Source organism: Microbacterium telephonicum, assembly GCF_003651225.1.
GTDB classification, from domain to species: domain Bacteria; phylum Actinomycetota; class Actinomycetes; order Actinomycetales; family Microbacteriaceae; genus Microbacterium; species Microbacterium telephonicum.
Genome location: NZ_RCDB01000003.1, coordinates 528,256 through 549,625, shown reverse-complemented (window position 1 = coordinate 549,625; position 21,370 = coordinate 528,256). Strand labels below are relative to the sequence as shown.

The 21,370-nt window shown below is 71.5% G+C and carries 16 protein-coding genes; 7 read left to right on the top strand and 9 right to left on the bottom strand.

The window, feature by feature from the left end; translation table 11 throughout:
* Positions 1 to 2: 2 nt before the first annotated feature.
* Entirely contained in the window at positions 3 to 1,415 is a 1,413-nt protein-coding gene (locus C7474_RS12145) for an NCS2 family permease (protein WP_121060312.1), read from the bottom strand.
* 35 nt (positions 1,416 to 1,450) lie between these two features.
* Between C7474_RS12145 and C7474_RS12140 the strand changes: the two genes are divergently transcribed.
* The 7 genes from C7474_RS12140 to C7474_RS12110 all read left to right on the top strand — a co-directional run bounded on the left by C7474_RS12140 (position 1,451) and on the right by C7474_RS12110 (position 11,559).
* A complete protein-coding gene (locus tag C7474_RS12140) occupies positions 1,451 to 2,968 on the top strand; it encodes a cell division protein PerM (RefSeq protein ID WP_199692443.1) in 1,518 nt (505 codons plus the stop codon).
* An 87-nt stretch (positions 2,969 to 3,055) separates the two neighbouring features.
* Positions 3,056 to 3,661: a phosphoribosylglycinamide formyltransferase gene (purN, locus tag C7474_RS12135; RefSeq protein ID WP_121060311.1), complete on the top strand. Its 606-nt coding sequence runs from the start codon at positions 3,056 to 3,058 to the stop codon at positions 3,659 to 3,661.
* Between the two features lie 42 nt (positions 3,662 to 3,703).
* The gene (purH, locus tag C7474_RS12130) at positions 3,704 to 5,311 is read left to right on the top strand and encodes a bifunctional phosphoribosylaminoimidazolecarboxamide formyltransferase/IMP cyclohydrolase (RefSeq protein WP_121060310.1); all 1,608 of its coding nucleotides are present in this window, start codon (positions 3,704 to 3,706) and stop codon (positions 5,309 to 5,311) included.
* Positions 5,312 to 5,501: 190 nt separating this feature from the next.
* Positions 5,502 to 7,106: an AlkA N-terminal domain-containing protein gene (locus tag C7474_RS12125; RefSeq protein WP_121060309.1), complete on the top strand. Its 1,605-nt coding sequence runs from the start codon at positions 5,502 to 5,504 to the stop codon at positions 7,104 to 7,106.
* Positions 7,103 to 7,600 carry a methylated-DNA--[protein]-cysteine S-methyltransferase gene (locus C7474_RS12120; RefSeq protein WP_121060308.1) on the top strand — a complete coding sequence of 166 codons (498 nt, stop codon included), beginning with the start codon at positions 7,103 to 7,105 and terminating at the stop codon, positions 7,598 to 7,600. The genes C7474_RS12125 and C7474_RS12120 overlap by 4 nt, the downstream gene beginning before the upstream one ends.
* Before the next feature lie 318 nt (positions 7,601 to 7,918).
* Positions 7,919 to 9,754 carry an ABC transporter ATP-binding protein gene (locus tag C7474_RS12115; protein WP_121060307.1) on the top strand — a complete coding sequence of 612 codons (1,836 nt, stop codon included), beginning with the start codon at positions 7,919 to 7,921 and terminating at the stop codon, positions 9,752 to 9,754.
* On the top strand, positions 9,751 to 11,559 hold the full coding sequence (locus C7474_RS12110; protein ID WP_121060306.1) for an ABC transporter ATP-binding protein: 1,809 nt from the start codon (positions 9,751 to 9,753) through the stop codon (positions 11,557 to 11,559). Before C7474_RS12115 ends, C7474_RS12110 begins: the two co-directional genes overlap by 4 nt.
* A gap of 140 nt (positions 11,560 to 11,699) precedes the next feature.
* On the opposite strand, the gene C7474_RS12105 is transcribed toward C7474_RS12110, so the two are convergent.
* The 8 genes from C7474_RS12105 to C7474_RS12070 form a co-directional block, all read right to left on the bottom strand.
* Positions 11,700 to 12,539 (bottom strand): type IV toxin-antitoxin system AbiEi family antitoxin domain-containing protein, encoded by an 840-nt coding sequence (locus C7474_RS12105; RefSeq protein ID WP_121060305.1) that lies wholly within the window; start codon positions 12,537 to 12,539, stop codon positions 11,700 to 11,702.
* Between the two features lie 250 nt (positions 12,540 to 12,789).
* Positions 12,790 to 13,242 carry a GNAT family N-acetyltransferase gene (locus C7474_RS12100; RefSeq protein WP_121060304.1) on the bottom strand — a complete coding sequence of 151 codons (453 nt, stop codon included), beginning with the start codon at positions 13,240 to 13,242 and terminating at the stop codon, positions 12,790 to 12,792.
* A 51-nt stretch (positions 13,243 to 13,293) separates the two neighbouring features.
* A complete protein-coding gene (locus tag C7474_RS12095; protein WP_121060303.1) occupies positions 13,294 to 15,096 on the bottom strand; it encodes an ABC transporter ATP-binding protein in 1,803 nt (600 codons plus the stop codon).
* Positions 15,096 to 16,028 carry an N-acetylglucosamine kinase gene (locus C7474_RS12090; protein ID WP_121060302.1) on the bottom strand — a complete coding sequence of 311 codons (933 nt, stop codon included), beginning with the start codon at positions 16,026 to 16,028 and terminating at the stop codon, positions 15,096 to 15,098. The genes C7474_RS12095 and C7474_RS12090 overlap by 1 nt, the downstream gene beginning before the upstream one ends.
* Entirely contained in the window at positions 16,025 to 16,984 is a 960-nt protein-coding gene (locus tag C7474_RS12085) for a glycoside hydrolase family 113 (protein WP_422385802.1), read from the bottom strand. Before C7474_RS12085 ends, C7474_RS12090 begins: the two co-directional genes overlap by 4 nt.
* Positions 16,981 to 19,491, bottom strand: coding sequence for a glycoside hydrolase family 2 protein (locus tag C7474_RS12080; protein WP_121060301.1), 2,511 nt, complete (start codon positions 19,489 to 19,491; stop codon positions 16,981 to 16,983). Before C7474_RS12080 ends, C7474_RS12085 begins: the two co-directional genes overlap by 4 nt.
* Positions 19,488 to 20,363 (bottom strand): carbohydrate ABC transporter permease, encoded by an 876-nt coding sequence (locus C7474_RS12075; protein ID WP_121060300.1) that lies wholly within the window; start codon positions 20,361 to 20,363, stop codon positions 19,488 to 19,490. The genes C7474_RS12080 and C7474_RS12075 overlap by 4 nt, the downstream gene beginning before the upstream one ends.
* Positions 20,360 to 21,352 carry a carbohydrate ABC transporter permease gene (locus C7474_RS12070; protein WP_121060299.1) on the bottom strand — a complete coding sequence of 331 codons (993 nt, stop codon included), beginning with the start codon at positions 21,350 to 21,352 and terminating at the stop codon, positions 20,360 to 20,362. Before C7474_RS12070 ends, C7474_RS12075 begins: the two co-directional genes overlap by 4 nt.
* Between the last annotated feature and the right edge of the window lie 18 nt (positions 21,353 to 21,370).

The window sequence follows — 21,370 nt, the reverse complement described above, 5'->3', positions numbered from 1 at the left end:
CCTCAGGCGACGCCGAGCAGCGCCTCGAGCGGGCCGCGGGCGAAGAAGACGACGAAGCCGGCGCCCACGATCCACAGCAGCGGGTGGATCTGCTTCGCGCGGCCCGAGAAGGCGTGCAGCACGATCCACGACACGAAGCCCGCGCCGATGCCGTTGGCGATCGAGTAGGTCATCGGCATGACCGTCGCGGTCAGGAACACCGGCAGCAGCACTCGGAAGTCGGTGAAGTCGATGTTCTTGATCTGGGTGAGCATCATCGCGCCGACGAGCACGAGCGCCGCCGCGGCGACACCGCCCGGCACGAGCGAGGTCAGCGGCGTGAAGAACATCGCGAGCAGGAACAGCGCGCCGGTCACGACCGACGCGAGCCCCGTGCGGGCGCCCTCGCCGATGCCGGAGCCCGACTCGACGAACACCGTCGCCGACGAGGACGACGTGCCACCGCCGACGACGGCGCCGAGGCCCTCGACGACCAGCGCCGACTTGATGCGCGGGAAGTCGCCGTTGGCATCGGCGAGGTCGGCCTCCTTGGCGAGGCCGGTCATGGTGCCCATCGCGTCGAAGAAGTTCGAGAACAGCAGGGTGAACACGAACATGACGAGGGCGACGACGCTCACGCGCTGCAGGTCGAAGCCGAAGTCGACGGCGCCGATGAGGCTGAAGTCGGGGAGCGCGACGATGCCGTTCGCGAAGCCGAAGTCCAGACCGAACGGCCAGATCGCATTGACGATCGCCGACAGCACGGTTCCGCCGACGAGGGCGATGAGGATCGCGCCCTTGACCCGCAGCGCGATGAGGGTGCCGCCGATCAGCAGGGTGATGACGAACATCAGCGTCGGCAGCGACGCGACCGACCCGCCGATGCCGAGGTCGACCGGGGGTGACGCGTTGCCGGTCGCCGAGACGAAGCCGGCGTTGACGAAGCCGATGAACGCGATGAACAGGCCGATGCCGACCGTGATGGCGAGCTTCAACTGCACCGGGACGGCGTCGAAGATCATCTTCCGCAGGCCGGTCGCGGCGAGGACGACGATGATGAGGCCGTTGATCATGACGAGCGCCATCGCCTCGGGCCACGACACCGATCCGACGACCGAGAACGCGAGGAACGCGTTGATCCCCAGGCCCGCCGCGAACGCGAACGGCAGGCGGGTCACGAGGCCGAACAGCACCGTCATGACGCCGGCGGTGAGCGCCGTGGCCGCGGCGACGGCGTGGCCGTCGAGCACCGTCCCCTCGACGTCGGGGGTCGACAGGATCAGCGGGTTCAGGATGACGATGTAGGCCATCGTCACGAAGGTGACGAGGCCGCCGCGGATCTCGGTGCCGACGGTGGAGCCGCGACGGGTGATCTCGAAGAAGGAATCGAGGCGGCCGCGGGTGGTGGACGTCGGGGAAGGCGGAGTGGTGCTCATTCCGTCGACGGTACCGCGGATAGGGTCGAAGGCGCATGAACCGCCTCCTCGTCGTCATCCTCGCCGCCTTCGACGCCGCCATCGCCGCGGCCGTCGGTCTCGCCGCAGCCCTCGCTCCGCTCACCCTGCTGTGGGTGTTCGGCTTCGGGGGCGGCGCCGATTGGGGACTGCTCTGGCCGGCCTCGGCCCGCATCTGGCAGTTCGGTCTGCTCGTGCCCGTACAGGTCGACCTGCCCGACGCGTACCTCGTGTCCGCCGGGGTCCCCGTCGAGGGTGCCGCGTTCCTGCTCTCGCTCTCCCCGCTCGCGTTCGCCGTGTTCACGGCCCTGTTCGCCGCCCGTTCCGGCGCCCGGGCCGCGCACTCCGGTGCCGGCCTGATCGGCGTCCTGTCGGGGGGCGTCGTCTTCGCGGCGCTGGCGAGCCTCGTGACGCTCTCCGCGCACGCCCCGGTCGCGGCCGTCGAGACCTGGCAGGCGATCCTCCTCCCCGTGCTCGTCTACGCGCTGCCGGCGGCGGCCGGCGCGCTCGTCACCGCGTGGCGCGAAGGCGACGACGGCGTCGTCGACGCGGTGCACGACCTCGCCGACGACTCCGAGCTGTGGCGCGGCGCCGTGCCCGCCGCGGCGCGCGGGCTCGCGGCCGCGCTGGTCGGCATGATCGGAGTGGGGGCCGCCGTGCTGGCGGTCGCGCTCGCCGTAGGCGGCGGAGATGTCGTCGCCCTGTTCGAATCCGCGCACGTCGACCTCGTCGGGGCGGTCGCGATCGGACTCGCCCAGGTCGCCTATCTGCCGACGCTCGTCGTCTGGGGCCTCTCGTTCGCCGCGGGCCCCGGATTGCTGCTCGGCGACGGCGCCACGGTCTCCGCCGCCGGAACGGATGTCGGCGTACTGCCCGCGATCCCCGTGCTCGGCATCGTCCCCGAGGACCCGTCGCAGTGGCTGCTGCTCCTGGCCGTCGTCGTGGTCGCCGTCGGCGCGTTCGCCGGCTGGATCGCCCGCCGGCGCCTCGTCGACGAGCAGACGGATGCCGTCGCCACCCGTCTCGCCGTGCTCGGCATCCTCGTCGTCGGTGCCGGGGGAGCGGCGGCGCTGCTGGCCGTCGTCGCCTCCGGGTCGATCGGCCCGGGCCGGCTGGCCGTCGTCGGCACGCAGCCCGGGCCGCTCGCCCTCGCCGTCGGCGCCGAGATCGCGGTCGGCGCCGCGATCACGCTGTTCGGTCTGCGCGCGTCCACGCGCGAGCGCGGTGACGACGTCGACCGGTACGACACGATGCCCGACTCGGACGTCGCCCTCGTCCCGACGGTCGTGGCCGGCGGGGCCGCGACGTCGCTGCCGCAGCCGGACGGCGGGTGGTCATCGGCGACCGGCAACGCCCGTTCCGTCCCGGTGGTCGACGTCGACATGCAGGCCACCGAGGAGATCGCCCCGATCGCGTTCCTGTCCGACGACGCGGAGCCGGATACCGCACCCACCGCCTCGGCAGACCCCCCGGCGCCCGACGACAACCTCACCGAGCCGCTCGACCTCGACGACCCCACCGCCCCGCCGCGCTGAGCCCCTGCGGTGGGCGCCTGCGCCGAGCCCCCGCGCTGAGCCGCCAGCGCCCCGGTGGCGCGCACGGCGGCGCACTAGACTGGCCTGATGCTCACGGTCGCCGTCCTCATCTCGGGCACCGGCTCGAACCTGCGGGCACTGCTGGAGGCGGCGGCATCCGCCGACTTCCCCGCCCGCGTCGTCGTCGTCGGCGCCGACCGGCAGGCCGACGGATTCGCCCACGCCGAGCAGTTCGGCATCCCGACGTTCCTCGTGCCGTTCCGCGAATTCGAGTCGCGCGAGCACTGGGGCGAGGAGCTGCAGCGGCAGCTGGCGGTGTGGAACCCCGACCTCGTCGTGCTGAGCGGTCTCATGCGTCTGCTCCCGGCATCCGTCGTCGACGCGTGGGCGCCGCGGCTCATCAACACCCACCCCGCGTACCTGCCCGAGTTCCCCGGCGCGCACGGCGTGCGCGACGCGCTCGCCGCGGGCGCGACCGAGACCGGCGCGAGCGTCATCGTCGTCGACACCGGCGTGGACACCGGCCCGATCCTCGCGCAGGAGCGGGTGCCCGTGCTCGCCGATGACACCGAGCACAGCCTGCACGAGCGCATCAAGCCCGTCGAGCGACGGTTGCTGATCGACGTCGTGCGCCGCATCGCGACCGGCGAGCTCGACCTCTCCCGCGCCGGCGCGCCCGCGCCGACCCCCTGACCACCGCACGTCCCGCACTCCGACCCCGAGGAGCCCTCCGCCATGGCCGGTCCCACCATCGACCCCGCCCTCTACCGTCCGCGCGACGCCGTCGCCATCCGCCGTGCGCTGATCTCGGTCAGCGACAAGACGGGGCTGCTGCCGCTCGCCCAGGCCCTCGCCGCCGACGGCGTCGAGCTCGTCTCGACCGGAGGCTCGGCCGCGCTGCTGCGCGAGGCCGGTCTCGACGTGAAAGACGTCGCCGAGATCACCGGGTTCCCCGAGTCGCTCGGCGGCCGCGTGAAGACCCTGCACCCCAGCGTCCACGCAGGCCTGCTCGCCGACCTGCGGCTCGAAGACCACGAGGCCCAGCTCGCCGAGCTCGGCATCCGCCCCTTCGAGCTCGTCGTCGTGAACCTCTATCCGTTCGTCGAGACCGTCGCCTCCGGCGCGACGGGCGACGCCGTGGTCGAGCAGATCGACATCGGCGGACCCGCCATGGTGCGCGCGTCGGCCAAGAACTTCGCGAACGTCGCGATCGTCGTCTCGCCGGAGTCGTACCCCGCCATCATCGACGCGATCGGCCAGGGCGGCACGACGCTGTCGCAGCGGCGGGAGCTCGCCGCGCGCGCCTTCGCCCACACCGCCGCCTACGACCGGGCCGTCTCGACGTGGTTCGCCGACGAGACCCTCGCCGACGGCGTCGACCTGCCGCAGCACCTCACGATCCGCGCCGAGCGGCTCGAGACCCTGCGCTACGGCGAGAACTCGCACCAGCGCGCCGCGATCTACACCCGCACCGGCGGCCACGGCATCGCCCAGGCCACGCAGCTGCAGGGCAAGGAGATGTCGTACAACAACTACGTCGACGCGGATGCCGCCCTCCGCGCCGCGTTCGACATGGTCAAACCGGCGGTCGCCATCATCAAGCACGCCAACCCGTGCGGCATCGCGATCGCCGCGCCGCAGGCGCTCGACCCCATCGCCTCCGCGCACCTGCGCGCCCACGAGTGCGACCCGGTCTCGGCCTTCGGCGGCGTGATCGCGGCCAACCGCACCGTGACGCTGAAGATGGCCGAGAACCTGCGCGACATCTTCACCGAGGTCATCGTCGCCCCGGGCTTCGAGCCGGAGGCGCTGGAGGTGTTCAAGCTCAAGAAGAACCTGCGCGTGCTGCAGCTGCCCGACGACTGGCGGCAGGAGCCGATGGACGTCCGTCTCGTCTCGGGAGGCCTGCTGCTGCAGGATGCCGACCGCTTCCCGGCCGAGGTCGAGTCGCTCGTCGACGGCTGGGAGCTCGTCACGGGCGAGATGCCCGACGACGCCGCGAAGTCGAACCTCGCCTTCGCGTGGAAGGCGTGCCGCGCCGTCAAGAGCAACGCGATCGTGCTGGCCCAGGGGTCGGCGACGGTCGGCATCGGCATGGGCCAGGTGAACCGGGTCGACTCCTGCCGCCTCGCGGTGGAGCGCGCCGGTGACCGCGCGGCCGGCTCGGTCGCCGCTTCGGACGCGTTCTTCCCGTTCGCCGACGGACCGCAGGTGCTCATCGACGCCGGCATCCGCACGATCATCCAGCCCGGCGGATCGGTGCGCGACCAGGAGGTCGTCGACGCGGCCAAGGCCGCCGGCGTGACCATGTTCTTCACCGGCGAGCGTCACTTCTTCCACTGACCCGCTGGCGAGGTGCGGTGCTTCGAACTCCGCACGATCCCACGAACTCCGCATCCGAGCGTCGCTTCGGATGCGGAGTTCGTGCGTTTCTGCGGAGTTCGTGACCGGCGACGACCCTCACCGTCGTGTCCGATTTCCGCGAGCGCGGGGGATGCGGGAGTGGCAGGCTGAGGGGGTGACCATGAGCGGGATGACCACGGGCGGGATGACGTTCGACGAGCGTTACCGTGCGATCGACGCGCGCGACGCGCGGTTCGACGGACAGTTCGTCACGGCGGTGCGCTCCACCGGCATCTACTGCCGTCCGTCGTGCCCCGCCCGCACCCCGAAGCCCGCGAACGTCACCTTCTACCCCACGAGCGCCGCGGCGCACGAGGCCGGGTATCGCGCCTGCAGGCGGTGCCTCCCCGAGGCCGCGCCGGGATCGCCGGAGTGGAACCTGCGCGGCGACGTCGCCGGCCGCGCCATGCGCCTCATCGCCGACGGCGTCGTCGAGCGCGAGGGCGTGCCCGGTCTCGCCGCGCGCCTGGGGTACTCGCCGCGGCACCTCGGCCGCATCCTCACCGCCGAGCTCGGCGCCGGGCCCCTCGCCCTCGCGCGGGCGCAGCGCGCTCACACCGCCCGCATGCTGCTCGTCGGCACCGACCTGCCGGCATCCGACATCGCCTTCTCGGCGGGGTTCGCGAGCGTGCGGCAGTTCAACGACACCGTGCAGGAGGTGTTCGGCATGACGCCCGGCGCGCTGCGCGCGCTGCGACGGCCCTCCGGCGCGGCGGCGGCGTCGGGTGCGATCGACCTCGTGCTCCCGTACCGCGCGCCCCTCGATCTCGACGGGCTCTTCGCGTGGATGGCCGTGCGCGCCGTGCCCGGCGTGGAGGTCGCCGGGCGAACGAGCTTCGCCCGCACGCTGCGCCTGCCCGGCGGAGTGGCCTGGTTCGAGCTGCGTCGCGACGGCGCCGACCGCCTGCGCATGCGCGCCAGGCTGTCGCGTCTGGCCGACCTCGGCACGCTCGTCGCGCGGGCGCGGCGCCTCTTCGACCTGGATGCCGACCCCGCCGCCGTCGACGCCGCACTCGCCGCGCATCCCGAGATCGCCCCCCGCGTCGCGCGGATCCCCGGCATCCGCGTGCCCGGCGCCGCCGATCCGCACGAGATGCTCATCCGCGCGATGGTGGGCCAGCAGATCTCGGTGGCGTCGGCGCGCACCGCGCTGACGGCGCTGAGCGACGCGCTGGGGGAGTCGGCCCCCGAGGTCGAGGGAACGGCCCGGCTGTTCCCGACGATGGCGGCCATCGCCGAGCACGGGCACGAGGTGCTGCGCGGTCCGGGGGCGCGCATCCGCGCGATCACCGGTGCCGCGGCGGCCCTCGCCGACGGCTCGCTCCTGCTCACGTCGGGCGACGACGGCGCCCAGCAGCGCGCCGCCCTGCTGACGATGCCCGGGATCGGCCCGTGGACGGCCGATTACGTGCGGATGCGGGTGCTCGGCGACCCCGACATCACCCTTCCCGGCGACGTCGCCGTGCGCGCCGGCGCCGTCGCCCTCGGCATCCCGTCCGACCCGCGCGGGTTCGACGCGTGGGCCGCGCGCACGGCGCCGTGGCGCAGCTACCTCACCGCGCACCTGTGGGCGGCGGTGCCGCCGCGCGCTCCGGCGGGGCGCACGGGTCGCGCCGCCCGAGCGGCCGCGGCCGCGGCCGACGCCGGCCCCGCGGTCCGCGCACCGGGACGGAGCCGACCGGATGCCGCCCCGACGCCCCACGACGAGACACCTCACGACCAGGAGACGACATGACCGCGACCATCCAGACCGTCGAGACCCCCGACGGCGCCTTCACGATCCTGGCCGACGAGGGCGGGCGCGTGCTGGCCAGCGGGTGGACCGCCGACCCCGCCGCGATTCTCGGCCGCGTCCGGACCGCGCCGAGCGACGTGCGCGCGGGGGAGACGGATGCCGCCGCCGCCGTCGTGGCGTACTACGACGGCGACCTCGCCGCGATCGACGACGTCGCGGTGGCACAGCACGGCACGGCGATGCAGTTGGCCGGATGGGCCGCGCTGCGGCGCATCGCACCGGGACGGCCGCTCAGCTACAGCGCGTTCGCCGCGGAGCTCGGATCGCCGCGCGCGGTGCGGGCGGCGGCCTCCATCTGCGCCCGCAACGCGCCCGCGCTGTTCGTGCCGTGCCACCGGGTACTGCGCGGCGACGGCTCGCTCGGGGGCTTCGCGTGGGGCGAGCCGGTCAAGCGGTCACTGCTGGATCGCGAGTCCGGTCTTGCTTTCGGCTGATTCCCAGGTTTAGGCTGGAGGGCTGTCGCGCACGTCGCGGCAGCCCCCGTCCGCTGACCCGAGGAGGAAGCCATGTCACAGGCCATCGTCGCCACGAAGCCCGCCGTCCTCCGCGCCCCGATCACGGGCGCCCCGGGGTACGGCCGTCGACGGGGTCACGCTCGCGCGATTTCGCGCACCGCGGCATAAGCCGCCGCATCCGCAGCGTTCTCTCCGTCAGGGCCTCCCGCCCGGCGTCTCCCGTCGCGCCCGCCGCGACCTTTCCCTCTTCCCCTTTCCTTCCTCGAACCGATTCGATCCGCGACTGTGACGACAACGATGACCATGAACACGCACCCTCCGCAACGACTGTCCACCGCCAAAGCACTCCTCCGACTCCTGCCCCACGCGCGGCCCGTGCTGCCGCGCCTCATCCTGGGCGGGGTCTCCGCGCTCGTGGCGAGTCTGCTCGCCCTCGGCATCCCGCTCGTGCTCGAGCAGATCATCGCCGGGCCCATCACCTCCGGCGACCGCGCGATGCTCGTGTGGGGCGTCGTCGTGATCCTCGTGCTGGGCCTCGCCGAAGCCGCCATGGTGTGGCTGCGGCGCTGGTTCGTGCTCGGCCCCGCGACCCGCGTCGAGTACGAGCTGCGTCACGGCTTCTACGCGCGCCTGCAGCGATTGCCTGTCGCGTTCCACGACCGCTGGCAGTCCGGCCAGCTGCTCAGCCGCATGATGCAGGACATCGGCATGGTGCGCCGGTGGCTCGCGTTCGGCCTCGTGCTGCTCGTCGTCAACATGATCACGATCGTCGTCGGCGCCGTGCTGCTGTTCAACTGGCACTGGCTGCTCGGCACCGTCTTCCTCATCTCGTGCGCGCCGCTGTGGTACGCCGGGTACCACTTCGAGAAGACCTACGGCGTGCTCGCACGGCAGAGCCAAGACCAGGCCGGCGACCTCGCGACCGCCGTCGAGGAGAGTGTCCACGGCATCCGCGTGCTGAAGGCGTTCGGACGCGGCAAGCACGCGCTGCACAAGTTCACGCGTCAGGCCGAGACGCTGCGTGAGACCGAGATCCGCAAGGCGCGCGCCGTCGGCCTCATCTGGTTCTGGCTCATCATCCTGCCCGACATCGCCTTCGCGCTGTCGCTGCTGTCGGGCATCGTGCTCGTGCAGCTCGGCGAACTCGACGTCGCGGGCCTGCTCGCGTTCTTCGCGATGGCGACCGTGCTGCGCTGGCCGATGGAGTCGCTCGGCTTCCTCTTCTCGTTCCTGCTCGACGCCCGCACCGCGACCGACCGCATCTTCGAGGTGTTCGACGAGGAGAACACCATCACCGACCCCGCCGAGCCCACCCGCATCCGCGACCCGAAGGGACGCCTCGTGTTCGAGGGCGCCCGCTTCCGGTACCAGGATGCCGGCGAGCACGAGCGCGACCTGCTCGACGGCATCGACCTCGCCCTCGAACCGGGCGAGACGATGGCGCTCGTCGGCCTGACCGGATCCGGCAAGACGACCCTCACGACGCTGCCCGCACGGCTGTACGACGTCACCGGCGGCCGGGTCACACTCGACGGCGTCGACGTGCGCGCGCTCACGCTGAAAGAACTGCGCACGCACGTCGGCATGGCGTTCGAGGACTCGACCCTGTTCTCGCAGACCGTGCGCGAGAACGTGCTGCTCGGGCGAGAGGATCTCGCTCCGGGCAGCCCCGAGGCGGAGGCCGTGCTCCGCGAGGCGCTGCAGGTCGCCCAGGCCGGGTTCGTCGAGGACCTCCCCGAGGGCCTCGACACCGTCATCGGCGAAGAGGGGCTGAGCCTGTCCGGTGGTCAGCGTCAGCGACTCGCCCTGGCGCGGGCCGTCGCCGCCCGCCCGACCGTGCTCGTGCTCGACGACCCTCTGTCGGCGCTCGACGTCGACACCGAGGCACTCGTCGAGGACGCCCTGCGCGAGGTGATGGCCGACACGACGACCCTCGTCGTCGCGCACCGCCCGTCGACGGTCATGCTCGCCGACCGCGTCGCGCTGCTCGAGGCGGGCCGCGTCACGGCGGTCGGCACCCACACCGAACTGCTGCGCACGAGCGAACACTACCGCCACGTCATCTCGAGCCTCGAGGATGCCGAACGCGAAGCCCGAGATCTCGACCCCGCGAAAGAGGAGGTGACCCGATGAGCAGCGTCTCCGGAACCACCGGTGAAGACCGCACCGACTACACCAAGGCCGAGAGCCGCGAGATCCGGCGGCGTTCGCTGCGCCTGCTCGGCTCGCTCCTGAGCCCGCTGAAGGCGCAGGTCACCCTCGCCGCCGTCGTGCTCGTGGTCTCGACCGCCGCGCAGGTCGCCGGCCCCGCCCTGATCGCCTACGGCATCAACACCGCGCTGCCGCGTGTGATCGAGGACGGCGACTGGATGCCGTCGGCCATGGTCACCGCGGTCTACCTCGTCGCCGGCGCCACCGGCGCCGCCCTCATCGGCTGGTACGCCGTGATCTCGGCGCGACTCACCCAGGCGGTCATGTTCGACCTGCGCCGCAGGATCTTCTTGCACACGCAGCGACTGAGCCTCGAGTTCCACGAGTCGTACACCTCGGGCCGCATCATCTCGCGGCAGACGAGCGACCTGGAGTCGATCCGGGAACTGCTCGACGGCGGGCTGAACCAGTTGGTCAGCGGCATCCTGTACTGCTCGTTCACCCTCGTGGCCCTCGTGCTGTTGGACTGGGAGTCGGGTGTCATCCTGCTCGCGATGGCGGTGCCGATGTACCTCCTCATGCGCTGGTTCTACCTGCGCTCGCAGGTCGTCTACCGCGAGTCGCGCGTCGTGAGCGCCAAGGTGATCGTCAAGTTCGTCGAGACGATGACCGGCATCCGCGCCGTGAAGGCGTTCCGCACGGAGGAGCGGGGCGACAAGGAGTTCGGTGAGCTCGCCAGCCAGTACCGCGACAACAACATGCGCGCGATCCGCCTGTTCGGCACGTTCGAGCCGGCGCTCATGGTCGTCTCGGCGGTGGCCGTCTCGCTCGTGCTGCTGTGGGCCGGGTGGCGTCTCATCGACGGCGTCATCGGCATCGGCACGCTCGCGGTGGTGCTGTACGTGCGCAACTTCTTCGCCCCGCTGCAGGAGGTGGCGTTCTTCCTGAACTCCTACCAGGCGGCGACCGCGGCGCTCGAGAAGGTGTCGGGAGTGCTCGAGGAGCAGCCGACGGTGCCCGACCCCGACGCCCCCGTCGACCTCTGGGAGGCGAAGGGTCACGTCGAGTTCCGGGACGTCACGTTCGGCTACAGCGACGACCGCGTCATCCTGCCCGGGTTCTCGCTCGACCTGCCGGCCGGTCAGACGGTCGCGCTGGTCGGCACGACCGGCGCCGGCAAGTCGACGCTCGCCAAGCTCGTCTCGCGGTTCTACGACCCCTCGCGCGGCGCCGTCACCCTCGACGGCGTCGACCTGCGGGACATGCACCCGAAGGACCTGCGTCGCGCGATCGTCATGGTCACTCAAGAGGCGTACCTGTTCAGCGGGACCGTCGCCGACAACATCGCGCTCGGCAAGCCCGATGCCACCCTCGACGAGATCAAGGCCGCCGCGCGCGCGGTGGGGGCGGACGCCTTCATCTCGCAGCTCCCCGACGGCTATGCGACCGACGTGAACAAGCGCGGCGGGCGCGTGTCGGCGGGTCAGCGGCAGCTGATCTCGTTCGCCCGGGCCTTCTTGGCCAACCCCGCGGTGCTGATCCTCGACGAGGCGACGGCGTCGCTGGACATGCCCAGCGAGCGCCAGGTGCAGGAGGCGCTGCAGACGCTGCTGGCCGACCGCACGGCGATCATCATCGCGCACCGACTGTCGACGGTCGCGATCGCCGACCGGGTGCTCGTCATGGAGCACGGCCGCATCATCGAGGACGACCACCCCGACGCCCTCATCGCCGGCACCGGCAAGTTCGCCCAGCTGCACGCCGCCTGGAAGGAGTCGCTCGTCTGAGCCCCGTCCGGCGGCCCGGTGCGGCGGCATCCGACACGCTCGTCGGAGGAACGCATGCTTGTCGGAGGATGACACACGCATCCTCCGACAAGCGTTCCATCCTCCGACAACGGTGACGAGGGGCGGGCTCGAGCGGAGCCTCAGGCGGCGCGGTGCAGCCCCTGCGCCACGGCCAGCGCGATCGCCCGCTCGACCTCCGGCCACCCGTGCACGACGTCGGCGTAGGTGAAGCGCAGCACGGTGTAGCCCCGCGCGATGAGCTCGCGGTCGTGGCGCGTGTCACGCGTGCGTTCGGCCGACGAGGAGTGGAACGCGAAGCCGTCGAGCTGCGCGATCAGGCGCTCGCCGATGAGCGCGTCGACCTCGTGCCCTGCGATCTTGACCTGCACGCGCACGTCGATGCCGCGCCGCCTCAATCGCGAGGCGAAGATCGTCTCGAGACCCGAGTCCATCCGTCCGCTCACTTCCTCGGCGAGGGCGGCGGCGCGGCGGGAGCGCCAGTCGACCCGGCGCAAGGTCTCGACGGCGAGGCGCTCGTGCTGCGCGGCCGACTCCCAGACGATCAGCGCGTCCTCGCGGATCTGACAGACCGCGATGTGCTCGAGGGTGTCGATGACGGACTCGATGAGCGCCTGTCGTCCCACCGGCACGAGCGGAACCGACCAGTGCAGCACGGCGCCAGGGGCCGGCATCCGGGCGTGCGGGTGGAGGTGGAGGTGAAGCGCCGACGGATCGAGACCGGGCGGCATCCACCACCCGCGATGACGCGCCGCGCTCACACAGGCCAGCCGCCCGGAGGCGCCTGCCGCCGCGCGCAGCTGCGCGGGTGCCGTCGGTCCCGCGATCCACGACCGGCGGATGCGGGTGACGGCGCCGTCATCCACCGCGCGGCGCAGCGCCTGCGGTGACGCGCCGAGGTCGAGCAGCTCCTGACGGTGCACGATCCCGCCGCGGGCCTCCACGATTGCAGGGATGTCCATGCCGGAGAGTATGCGGACGCCGCGCCCCTCGTGGGTGCCGCCCGGCTCGATCCGTGGACTGTGCGCCGCTCCGTGCGGAGGGGGAGAAGGAGTGCGCGAAGCGCGTCGGCGCGATCTCTGTCGGAGGCACGCACCGAACTCGGAGGATGCGGGCCGCAGGGTCCGACAAAGGCGCAATCCTCCGACATCCGACGGTCCGCGCCGCCCGGCCGATCCCGGTGCGCCCGGCTGGCCTGATTTACGGCCGGGGCTAGAGCCGGATCTCGGCGATGACCTCGCCGTACTCGGTCTCGCCGACGGGCGTGAAGCCGACGCGGCGGAAGAAGGCCTCGGGGCCGCCCTCGCCGGCCTCGTAGATGACGTCGACGTGGTCCCAGCCGCGGCTGCGGGCCTCTTCGAGCAGCTGCGCGACCGCGAATCGGCCGACGCCGCGGCCCTGGTCGTCGGCGTCGACGTTGATGCGCCACAGCACGGAGCGGAAGTGCTCCTGCGCCGCATCCTCGTCGAAGTTCGCGCTGACGAACCCGACGACCTCGTTCTCGTCGAGCACGACCCGCTGCCACGCCGTCTTCGGGTTGGTGACCGCGCCGGCGACGGCATAGCTCGTGGGCGCGAGGTACTGCTCCTGCCCGGGCTTGAGCGACATCGCGTTCACTGCGACGATCGTCGCGGCCGACAGTTCCACCAGGCGCAGTTCGGTCATGGCACCAGGCTAGCGTCCGCCTCCGGGGCGCGGGCCGTGGATTTCAGAAGGTCAGGCGCCGCCGCCCTGCACGAGCGCGAGCCGCGAGTAGAGCCCGCCCGCGGCGAGCAGCTCGGTGTGCGTTCCGGTCTCCACGATGCGGCCGTGCTCGACGACGACGATCGTGTCGGCGCCGCGCACGGTCGACAGGCGGTGGGCGACGATAAGGGTCGTGCGGCCGTGCCGGGCCCGGTCGAGGGCATCCGTGACCCGTGCCTCCGACTCGGGGTCGAGAGCGCTGGTCGCCTCGTCGAGCACGAGGATGCGGGGATCGCGGATGAGGGCGCGGGCGATCGCGAGCCGCTGCCGCTGCCCGCCCGACAGGCGCGACCCGCGCTCGCCGACGACGGTGTCGAGTCCGTCGTCGCTGCCCTGCACGATGTCGAGGGCGTTGGCCTCGGCCAGGGCGGCGTAGATGTCGACGTCGGTGACGTCGGTGGCCCCGTAGGCGACGTTCTCGCGCACCGATCCCGCCAGCAGCACCGTCTCCTGCGGGACGATGGAGACGAATCGTCGCAGCGACCGCAGGTCGAGCCCGGCGAGGTCGCGTCCGTCGATGCGCACGGCTCCGGATGCCGGGACGACGAAGCCGAGGACGGTGTTGAGGATCGTGGACTTGCCCGAGCCGGACGGGCCGACGAAGGCGACCGTCCGGCCCGCGTCGATGTGCAGGTCCACACCGTCGAGTGCCGGGCGTTCGTCGCCCGGGTAGGTCACGACGACGTCGTCGAGGGTGATCTCGCCGCGCACGGCGCGCACCTCGTCCTTGCCGCGGCTGTCCTCGACGTCCAGTTCCTCGGCGACGTCGGCGATCGAGCGCACGGCATCCATGCCGCGGGTGAAGACGGGGGCGGCGTTCATGAGCATGACGATCGCGTTGGTCAGCATGCCGAAGTAGGTGCTCAGCAGCACGACCTGGCCGGGGGTGATGTCGACGAGCCCGGTGACGGCGAGTGTGGCCGCGCCGAGCAGGCAGAGCAGACCCAGCACCTGGTACGAGATCCAGGAGATCGCGCCGAACCGGCCGTTGAGCACATCGAGCGCGCGACCCGCCTGGCGCACCGAGTCGGCCCGCTCGGCGACGCGGGCCGTCGCGACGTCTTCGAGTCCGTGGCCGCGGGTGATGGGCATGAGTGCGGCCATCTCGCTCACCCGCGCCGAGAGCTGCTCCACCTCGACCCGGAACTGCTCGTTGCGCAGGGCGGCGCGTCGTCGGATGTAGACGATGAGGGAGGCGGCGATGGGGATCGCGACGGCGAACACCGCGACGAACATGGGCACGTTCAGTGCCGTGATCAGCACCGCTCCGACGAGCGTGGACAGCGCCGAGACGACCGTGGGGAACACCTGCGCGAGCATGAGCTCGAGGTTCTCGACGTCGCGGACGATCTTGGTCTGCACGATCGACTGGCTCTGCCGGTTGTGGAACCCGAGCGAGAGTCGCTGAAGACGGGCGGCGAGCCCCGCGCGCACGGTGTAGGCGAGCGTGCGGTTGGCCGAGCTCGTCAGCCGCACCACGATCATGTTGAACGGGTAGTTCACGGCGAGCACGACGAGGGCCAGCAACCCCCACCACGCGATGTTCACGAGCGGGCCGCCCGCGACGACGATGTCGACGACGGCCGCGGTGACCGGTGGCAGCACCCAGACGGCGCTGTCTTTGATGACGAAGGCGACGACGGCCAGCGACATGCCCCAGCGGTGCGGATGCAGCAGGCGCAACAGCGACCGCAGCGGCTGCGCGCGTCGCACCCCCGAGGTCAGCAGCAGCTCCGGGTCGACGGTGGGGATGACGCCGGTCTTCGGCGCGCTCATCACGCGATGCCGGCGCGGTGCACGGCGGCGGTCAGCGGATGCGACGGCGCGAGACCGGGTAGGGCCACCACCCCGTCGATGCCGGCGCCCCGCGGTGCGACGATCTCGACGTCGCCGCGGCGACCGCCGTCGGTGAGCGCGTCGGCGAAAGCGGCGCGCAGCGGGGCGGAGCGGAAGACTCCGCCCACCGTGCACACCGCGAACGTCTCGGTCTCCCCGCCGCGCACGCGCGCGATCGCGGTGGAGACGCTGTGCGCGAGCTCGCGTGCGGCTCGGGCGGTGATCGCGAGCGCGACCGCGTCGCCGGCGTCGGCGCACCGGGCGACGGAGGCGGCGAAACCGGCGACGATGCGCACGCGCCCCTCGTCGCCCTGCAGGGCGATGTAGGCCTGCGACAGGTCGGGCCAGAGCTCGCAGACGACGTCGGTCAGCGCCGTCGCGGGGCCGCGGCCGTCGTAGGCGCGCATGACGGCGTCGAGCGCCTCGCGTCCGATCCAGTAGCCGCTGCCGGCGTCGCCCATGATGTAGCCCCAGCCGTCGACCCGGGCGACGTCGCGGGCGCCGACGGCGAGGGTCACGACGCCGGTGCCGGACGCGACGACCGCGCCGTGACGGTCGCCGAGCGCGCCGAGGAACGAGGTGGTGGAATCGTGCGCGAGTGCGGCCGAGCGGATGCCGGTGCCGGCGACGAGGGCCAGCAGGGCGTCGGCGTCGGCGTCGCGGTCGGTGAGTCCGGAGATACCCGCGGCGACGACGTCGGGTGAGGCGTGCGTGCGGGTGAGCGAGGCGCGCACGACCTCTGCGAGCTGCGGCAGCAGCGGCTCATGGGTGTCGATGCCCCGGAACAGCAGCTCGTCTCGCCCGTCGGGCGTGTCGACCCGCACCTTCATGCCGGTCTGTCCCGCGTCGATCGCGAGAACGCTCCTCGTCATCGCGAGGTCTCCTTCGTGCTCAGAGCGGCGTACGTCGCGCGGAGGTACTCGCCGGCGGGCTTGCCGAACGGGCAGTAGTCGTCGTTCGTCGCCGCGTCGGCGGCGGCGTAGAGTCGGGGCGGCCAATCCCACAGGAAGAAGCCGCCGACCCAGTCGCGTCGGGCGCACGCCGCGAACATCGCCTCGTAGTAGGACAGCTGGGCGGCGCCCGAGGGCGCGCCCGGCAGACTCCAGTCGTTGGGACGCGCGGGGGAGCCCTCGCGCGACGGGCAGCCCGCCTCGAGGAAGACGAACGGGCGGTCGCTCGCCGTGACCACGCGTTCGATGCGGTCGAGGTTCTGCTCCCACTCGTCGATCGGGTAGTAGCCGCTCGACGAGATCACGTCGACCGCGTCCCACCACGTGATGCGGTCCTCCTGATACTTGTCGCAGTTGTAGGTCACCAGCCCCGAGTAGACCTCGCGGATCTCGGCGATGAGGGCGCGCCAGTGCTGCTCCTGACCGTCGGCGCGCACCATCTCGCATCCGACGCACAGCATCTCGCAGCCCTCCGCCTCGGCCAGCTGTGCGGCGTGGAGCAGGAAGCGGCGGTACGACGAGAACCATTCGGTCCAGCTCGGCTCGCCCGGCACGTCCCAGTCGAAGAAGCCGATGTGGGCGCGCCAGGTGCCGTCGGCGACGTTCACGACCGGCTTCAGGCACACCTTCATACCGAGCGCCTTCGCCTCGCGGATCGCCCACACGATCTCGTCGTCCGTGACCGTCGGCTCCGCCTCGAACGGGATGTCGGTGGAGAACGGCGTCTCCTGCACGGCCGCGTAGGCCAGCGCCGTCCAGGTGACGGCGTGATCGCGCATCGCACGCATCGACGCGGCAGCGTCCGGCGTCGCCCAGGTGCCGCGGACGCCCGTCCACCCCCAGGTCATTCCGCACACGGCGGCGTCGAGTGCGGTCACGGGGTCACCAGCTGATTCGCGCTGCGCAGCACCCGTGGGTCGGCGAGGGCGGCGGCGTCCAGCGCTTCGCCGTCGTGGCGCACGAGGATGCGGGCGGACTCTCCCGGGAGCAGCGTCACGAGGGCGTCCTCGGCGTGCGCCGTCGGGGAGAGCTTGTCGACGAGCAGCGTCACGTCGCGCGCCAGCGACCGCGCGGTGAGCGTCACCTCGGTCCCCTCGGACACGCCGCGCGCCGACAGGTCGACCTCGGCGGTGCCCAGCGCGGAGTCGCGCGGTTCGGCGAAGAACCAGAGGCCGCGCACCGCACCGACCTCCGCCACGAGCAGCTCGGATGCCGCGTCGCCCGGCGTCGCCACACCGGCATCCACCGTCACCGTCGCGGTGGATCGCGGCGCCACACTCACCTCGACCGAGATTCCGGCCAGTTCGCTGCCGTCGTAGGCGAGCCGCCGCAGGTCGAGCCGGCCCGTCCAGGTCTCGCCGGTGTCGTTGCCGATCACCGCGGCGAGCTCGTCGCCGCGCGGCTGCAGGGTCACCACGCGCGGCGCGAACGCGTTGCGCAGGGCGTGGAAGAGCGGCTTGGGGCGCTCCTCGCCGTCGATCGCGGCCCACGAGGTGACCGGCCAGCAGTCGTTCAGCTGCCACACGATCGCCCCCATCGTGTGAGGAGCCCAGGAGCGGAAGTGGTCGAGGGCGGCACCGACCGCGTTCGCCTGGTTGAGCTGCATCGCCCAGTGCCAGGTCTCCATGTCGTCCGGCAGCCGGAAGTGGGGGAGCAGACCGTTCGTGAGCTTGACGTTCCCCTCCGCGGCCTTCTGGTGCACGATCATCCCGGGCGATTCGGGGGTGAGCGGTGCGTCATCGAGCGACCCCGTGAGGGTCGACCAGGTCGGCGGACCCTGCCAGCCGAACTCCGCGACGAAGCGCGGGGTGTGCTCGCGGTAGGTCGTCCAGTCGCGGTCGTTCCACTGCCGCCACAGATGCACCGTGCCCGAGCCGGGATCGAGCGGATGCGGTCCCGTCTGCGTCCCGCTCGGCGATTCCGGGGTGGGGGTGGGATCCCAGCCCATGCCCTGGCTGAACGGGCTGCCCGGGATGTAGTGCAGGTGCGGGGCGAGTTCCCCGACGAGCCGCGGGAACAGGTCGTAGTAGTAGTACGCGCCCCACGTCCGGCCGTCCAGGCGCAGCTTCCAGCCCCAGTTCTCGAATCCCTCGAGGGCCTCGTTGTTGCCGGTCATGAGCACGAGCGACGGGTGCGAGGCGAGTCGGGCGATGTTCTCCCGTGCCTCCTGCTCGATCTCCGAGCGCAGCGGCTCCTCCTCGGCGTAGGCGGCGCAGGCGAAGAGGAAGTCCTGCCAGGTCAGCAGGCCCAGCTCGTCGGCGAGGTCGTAGAAGTCGTCGGACTCGTAGAGCCCGCCGCCCCAGACCCGCACGAGGTTGAGGTTCGCATCGAGGGCCTGGCGGAAGCGGCGCTCGAGGCGTGCGCGGTCCACGCGCACCGGGAGCGCGTCGTCGGGGATCCAGTTGACGCCCTTGACGAAGACGGGCTGGTCGTTGACGACGAGGGTGAACGCGTTCCCGGCCTCGTCGGCGGTGGTGTCCCAATGGACCGTGCGGAAGCCCACCGTGCGGTGCGCGCTGTCGGCATCGGCACCGGCCGCCGCAAGCGCGACGGTGACGTCGTAGCGCGGCTGCGCGCCGTAGCCGACCGGCCACCACCGCTGCACGGCCTCGAGCTCGACGGCGATGCGTGCCGTGTCGCCGGTGACGTCGACGCGCGCCTCCGCCGCGGCGCACTGTCCCGACACCGCCAGAGTGAGGGCCGCATCTGCATCCGACCGGCCGTCGCGCTCGATCACGACATCGGCGTGCACGCGCCCGCCGGTGCCGTCGGGCGTCGCGCTCACACGCACCTCGGCGATGCGCGCGCCCGACCACGACTCGAGCCGCACCGGCTTCCACGGCCCGCTCGTGAAGGTGGCGATGCCCCAGTCCCAGCCGAAGTTGCACGCCGACTTGCGGATCGCATCGTACGGGAGGGGATAAGGCCGCGGCCGTACACCCAGCTCCAGGCTCTGCGCGTTGGCGTACGGTACGGGTGCACGGAAGGCGAGCTCGACGACGTTCTCGCCCTCGACGAGCACCGCGCCGATGTCGAACCGGTACGAACGGTGCTGGTTGGCCGTCACGCCCAGCAGGGCGCCGTTGAGGCGGATCTCGGTGACGGTGTCGAGCCCGTCGAAGACGAGGTCCTGGCGTGCCTGCCCGTCGGGAGCCCACGTGAAGGTGGTCTCGTAGGTCCAGTCGACCAGGCCCACCCAGGCCACCGCCGCCTCGTTGACGCCGTGGAAGGGGTCGGGGATGAGTCCCGCGGCGAGCAAATCGACATGCACCGTACCGGGCACGGTCGCCGGGATCGCGCCGGCGGCGGCGACCTCGTGGGGAGCCGGGCCGGCCGCGACGCGCACGGTCCAGTCGTCGTGGAGGAATCGGGAGGAGAGGGTCACTTGACGGCTCCAGAGGTCAGGCCTCGGTAGATCCACCGCTGCAGCAGGATGAACGCGATGAGGGTCGGGATGATGACGACGATGGTGCCGGCCGCGATGACCTCCCACTGCGCACCGAACGGTCCCTTGAACCGGAACAGCGAGGTGGAGATGAGGCCCTCCGAGGGCAGGTAGAGGAACGGTGCGTAGAACTCGTTGTAGATCGCGATGCCCTTGATGATCACGACGGTGGCGATCGCCGGCTTCAGCAGCGGCAGCACGACGCGCCAGTAGACCGTCCAGCGGTTCGCGCCGTCGATCATAGCCGCCTCGTCGAGCGAGATCGGGATCGACTGCATGAACTGGATGAAGAGGTAGATCGCGATGATGTCGGTGCCCATGAACAGCAGCACGAGCGCCGTCTTGGTGTCGTAGAGACCGATCGCGTTGATGAGTTGGAAGGTCGCGACCTGGCTCGTGACGCTCGGGATGAGGGTCGCCACGAGGAACAGCCCCATGACGAGCTTCTTGCCGCGGAAGGCGAACCGGTCGAGGGCGTACGCGGCCATCGTGCCGATGAAGATCGTGCCGATGAGGGAGATCACGAGGACGACCGTCGTGTTGACGAAGCCCTCGAGCATCTTGCCGCTGTTCCACGCGGTCACGAAGTTGTCGAAGTTGACCCAGTTCGACGGCGGCGTGAGCGGGCCGGTGGAGCCGTACTCCTGCGAGGTCTTCAGGCTCGCGAACAGCACGACCGACAGCGGCAGCAGCGTGAAGAGGGCGCCGATGACGAGGCTCGTGTACTTCGCCGCGGTCGCGCTCATGCCGCGCAGGCGCAGCAGCGGAGTCATGCCCGGACGCACGGGGCGGGACGTCGTGGTGGCGGTCATGTCAGGTCGACCTTCTCGTCGGGGAAGACTTTGCGCTGCACCCAGGTGACCAGCAGCACGATGATCAGGAGCACGACCGCCATCGCGGAGGCCAGTCCCACCTGGCGGAAGTTGAAGGCGGTCTGCAGCGTTTGGATGACGAACGTCGCCGAGCCGTTGGCGCCTCCGGTCATGATGAACGGGATCTCGAACACGCTCAGCGCGCCGGCGACGGCGAGGATGAACGAGAGTCCGATGATGCGGCGGATGCCGGGGAAGATGAGCGCCCAGAACTGCTGCCACCTCGAGGCTCCGTCGAGTTCGGCCGCTTCGTACAGCTCGCGCGGGATGGATTGGATCGCGCCGAGGAAGAGCACGAAGTTCAGGCCGGTGTATCGCCAGACCGACGTCCCGGCGAGCGACCAGTTGACGATCGAGGGGTCGCCGAGCCACTGCGGCGGATCACTGACGCCGAACCACGACAGCACGGAGTCGAGTGTGCCGCCCGGCTGGAACAGGTAGAGGAACACGAAACCGATCGCGACGCCGTTGATGAGGTAGGGGAAGAAGAGGATGCCGCGGAACAGGTTCTGGAAGCGGGTCGAGAAGCTCAGGATCGTCGCGAAGTAGAGGGCGATCGCCATCTGCACGAAGGAGCCGAGGAAGTAGTAGAGGCTGACGCCGAAGACGCTGAAGATGCGCGGGTCGGTGAAGACCTCGACGTAGTTGGCGAGCCCGACGAACTCCTTCTCGAGGTCGATGCCGTCCCAGTCGGTGACCGAGAAGTAGAAGAGGTTGAGGGCCGGCCAGTAGGTGAACAGGAGGAGCAGCCCGACCGCCAGAGCCAGGAACAGCCACGGGGTGAGGGCTTGCAGTGTGCGCTGTCCTGCGGTGCGGCCGGGCCGCCGGCCGGCCCCGCGGCGGAAGCCGCGGAACCGACCGGCGCGCACCGGTGCCGAGAGGACGGCAGGGGCGTCCGCGGGCGCGGAGCCGGGTGCCGTGATCGCCATCGTCTGTCGTCCTTCCGA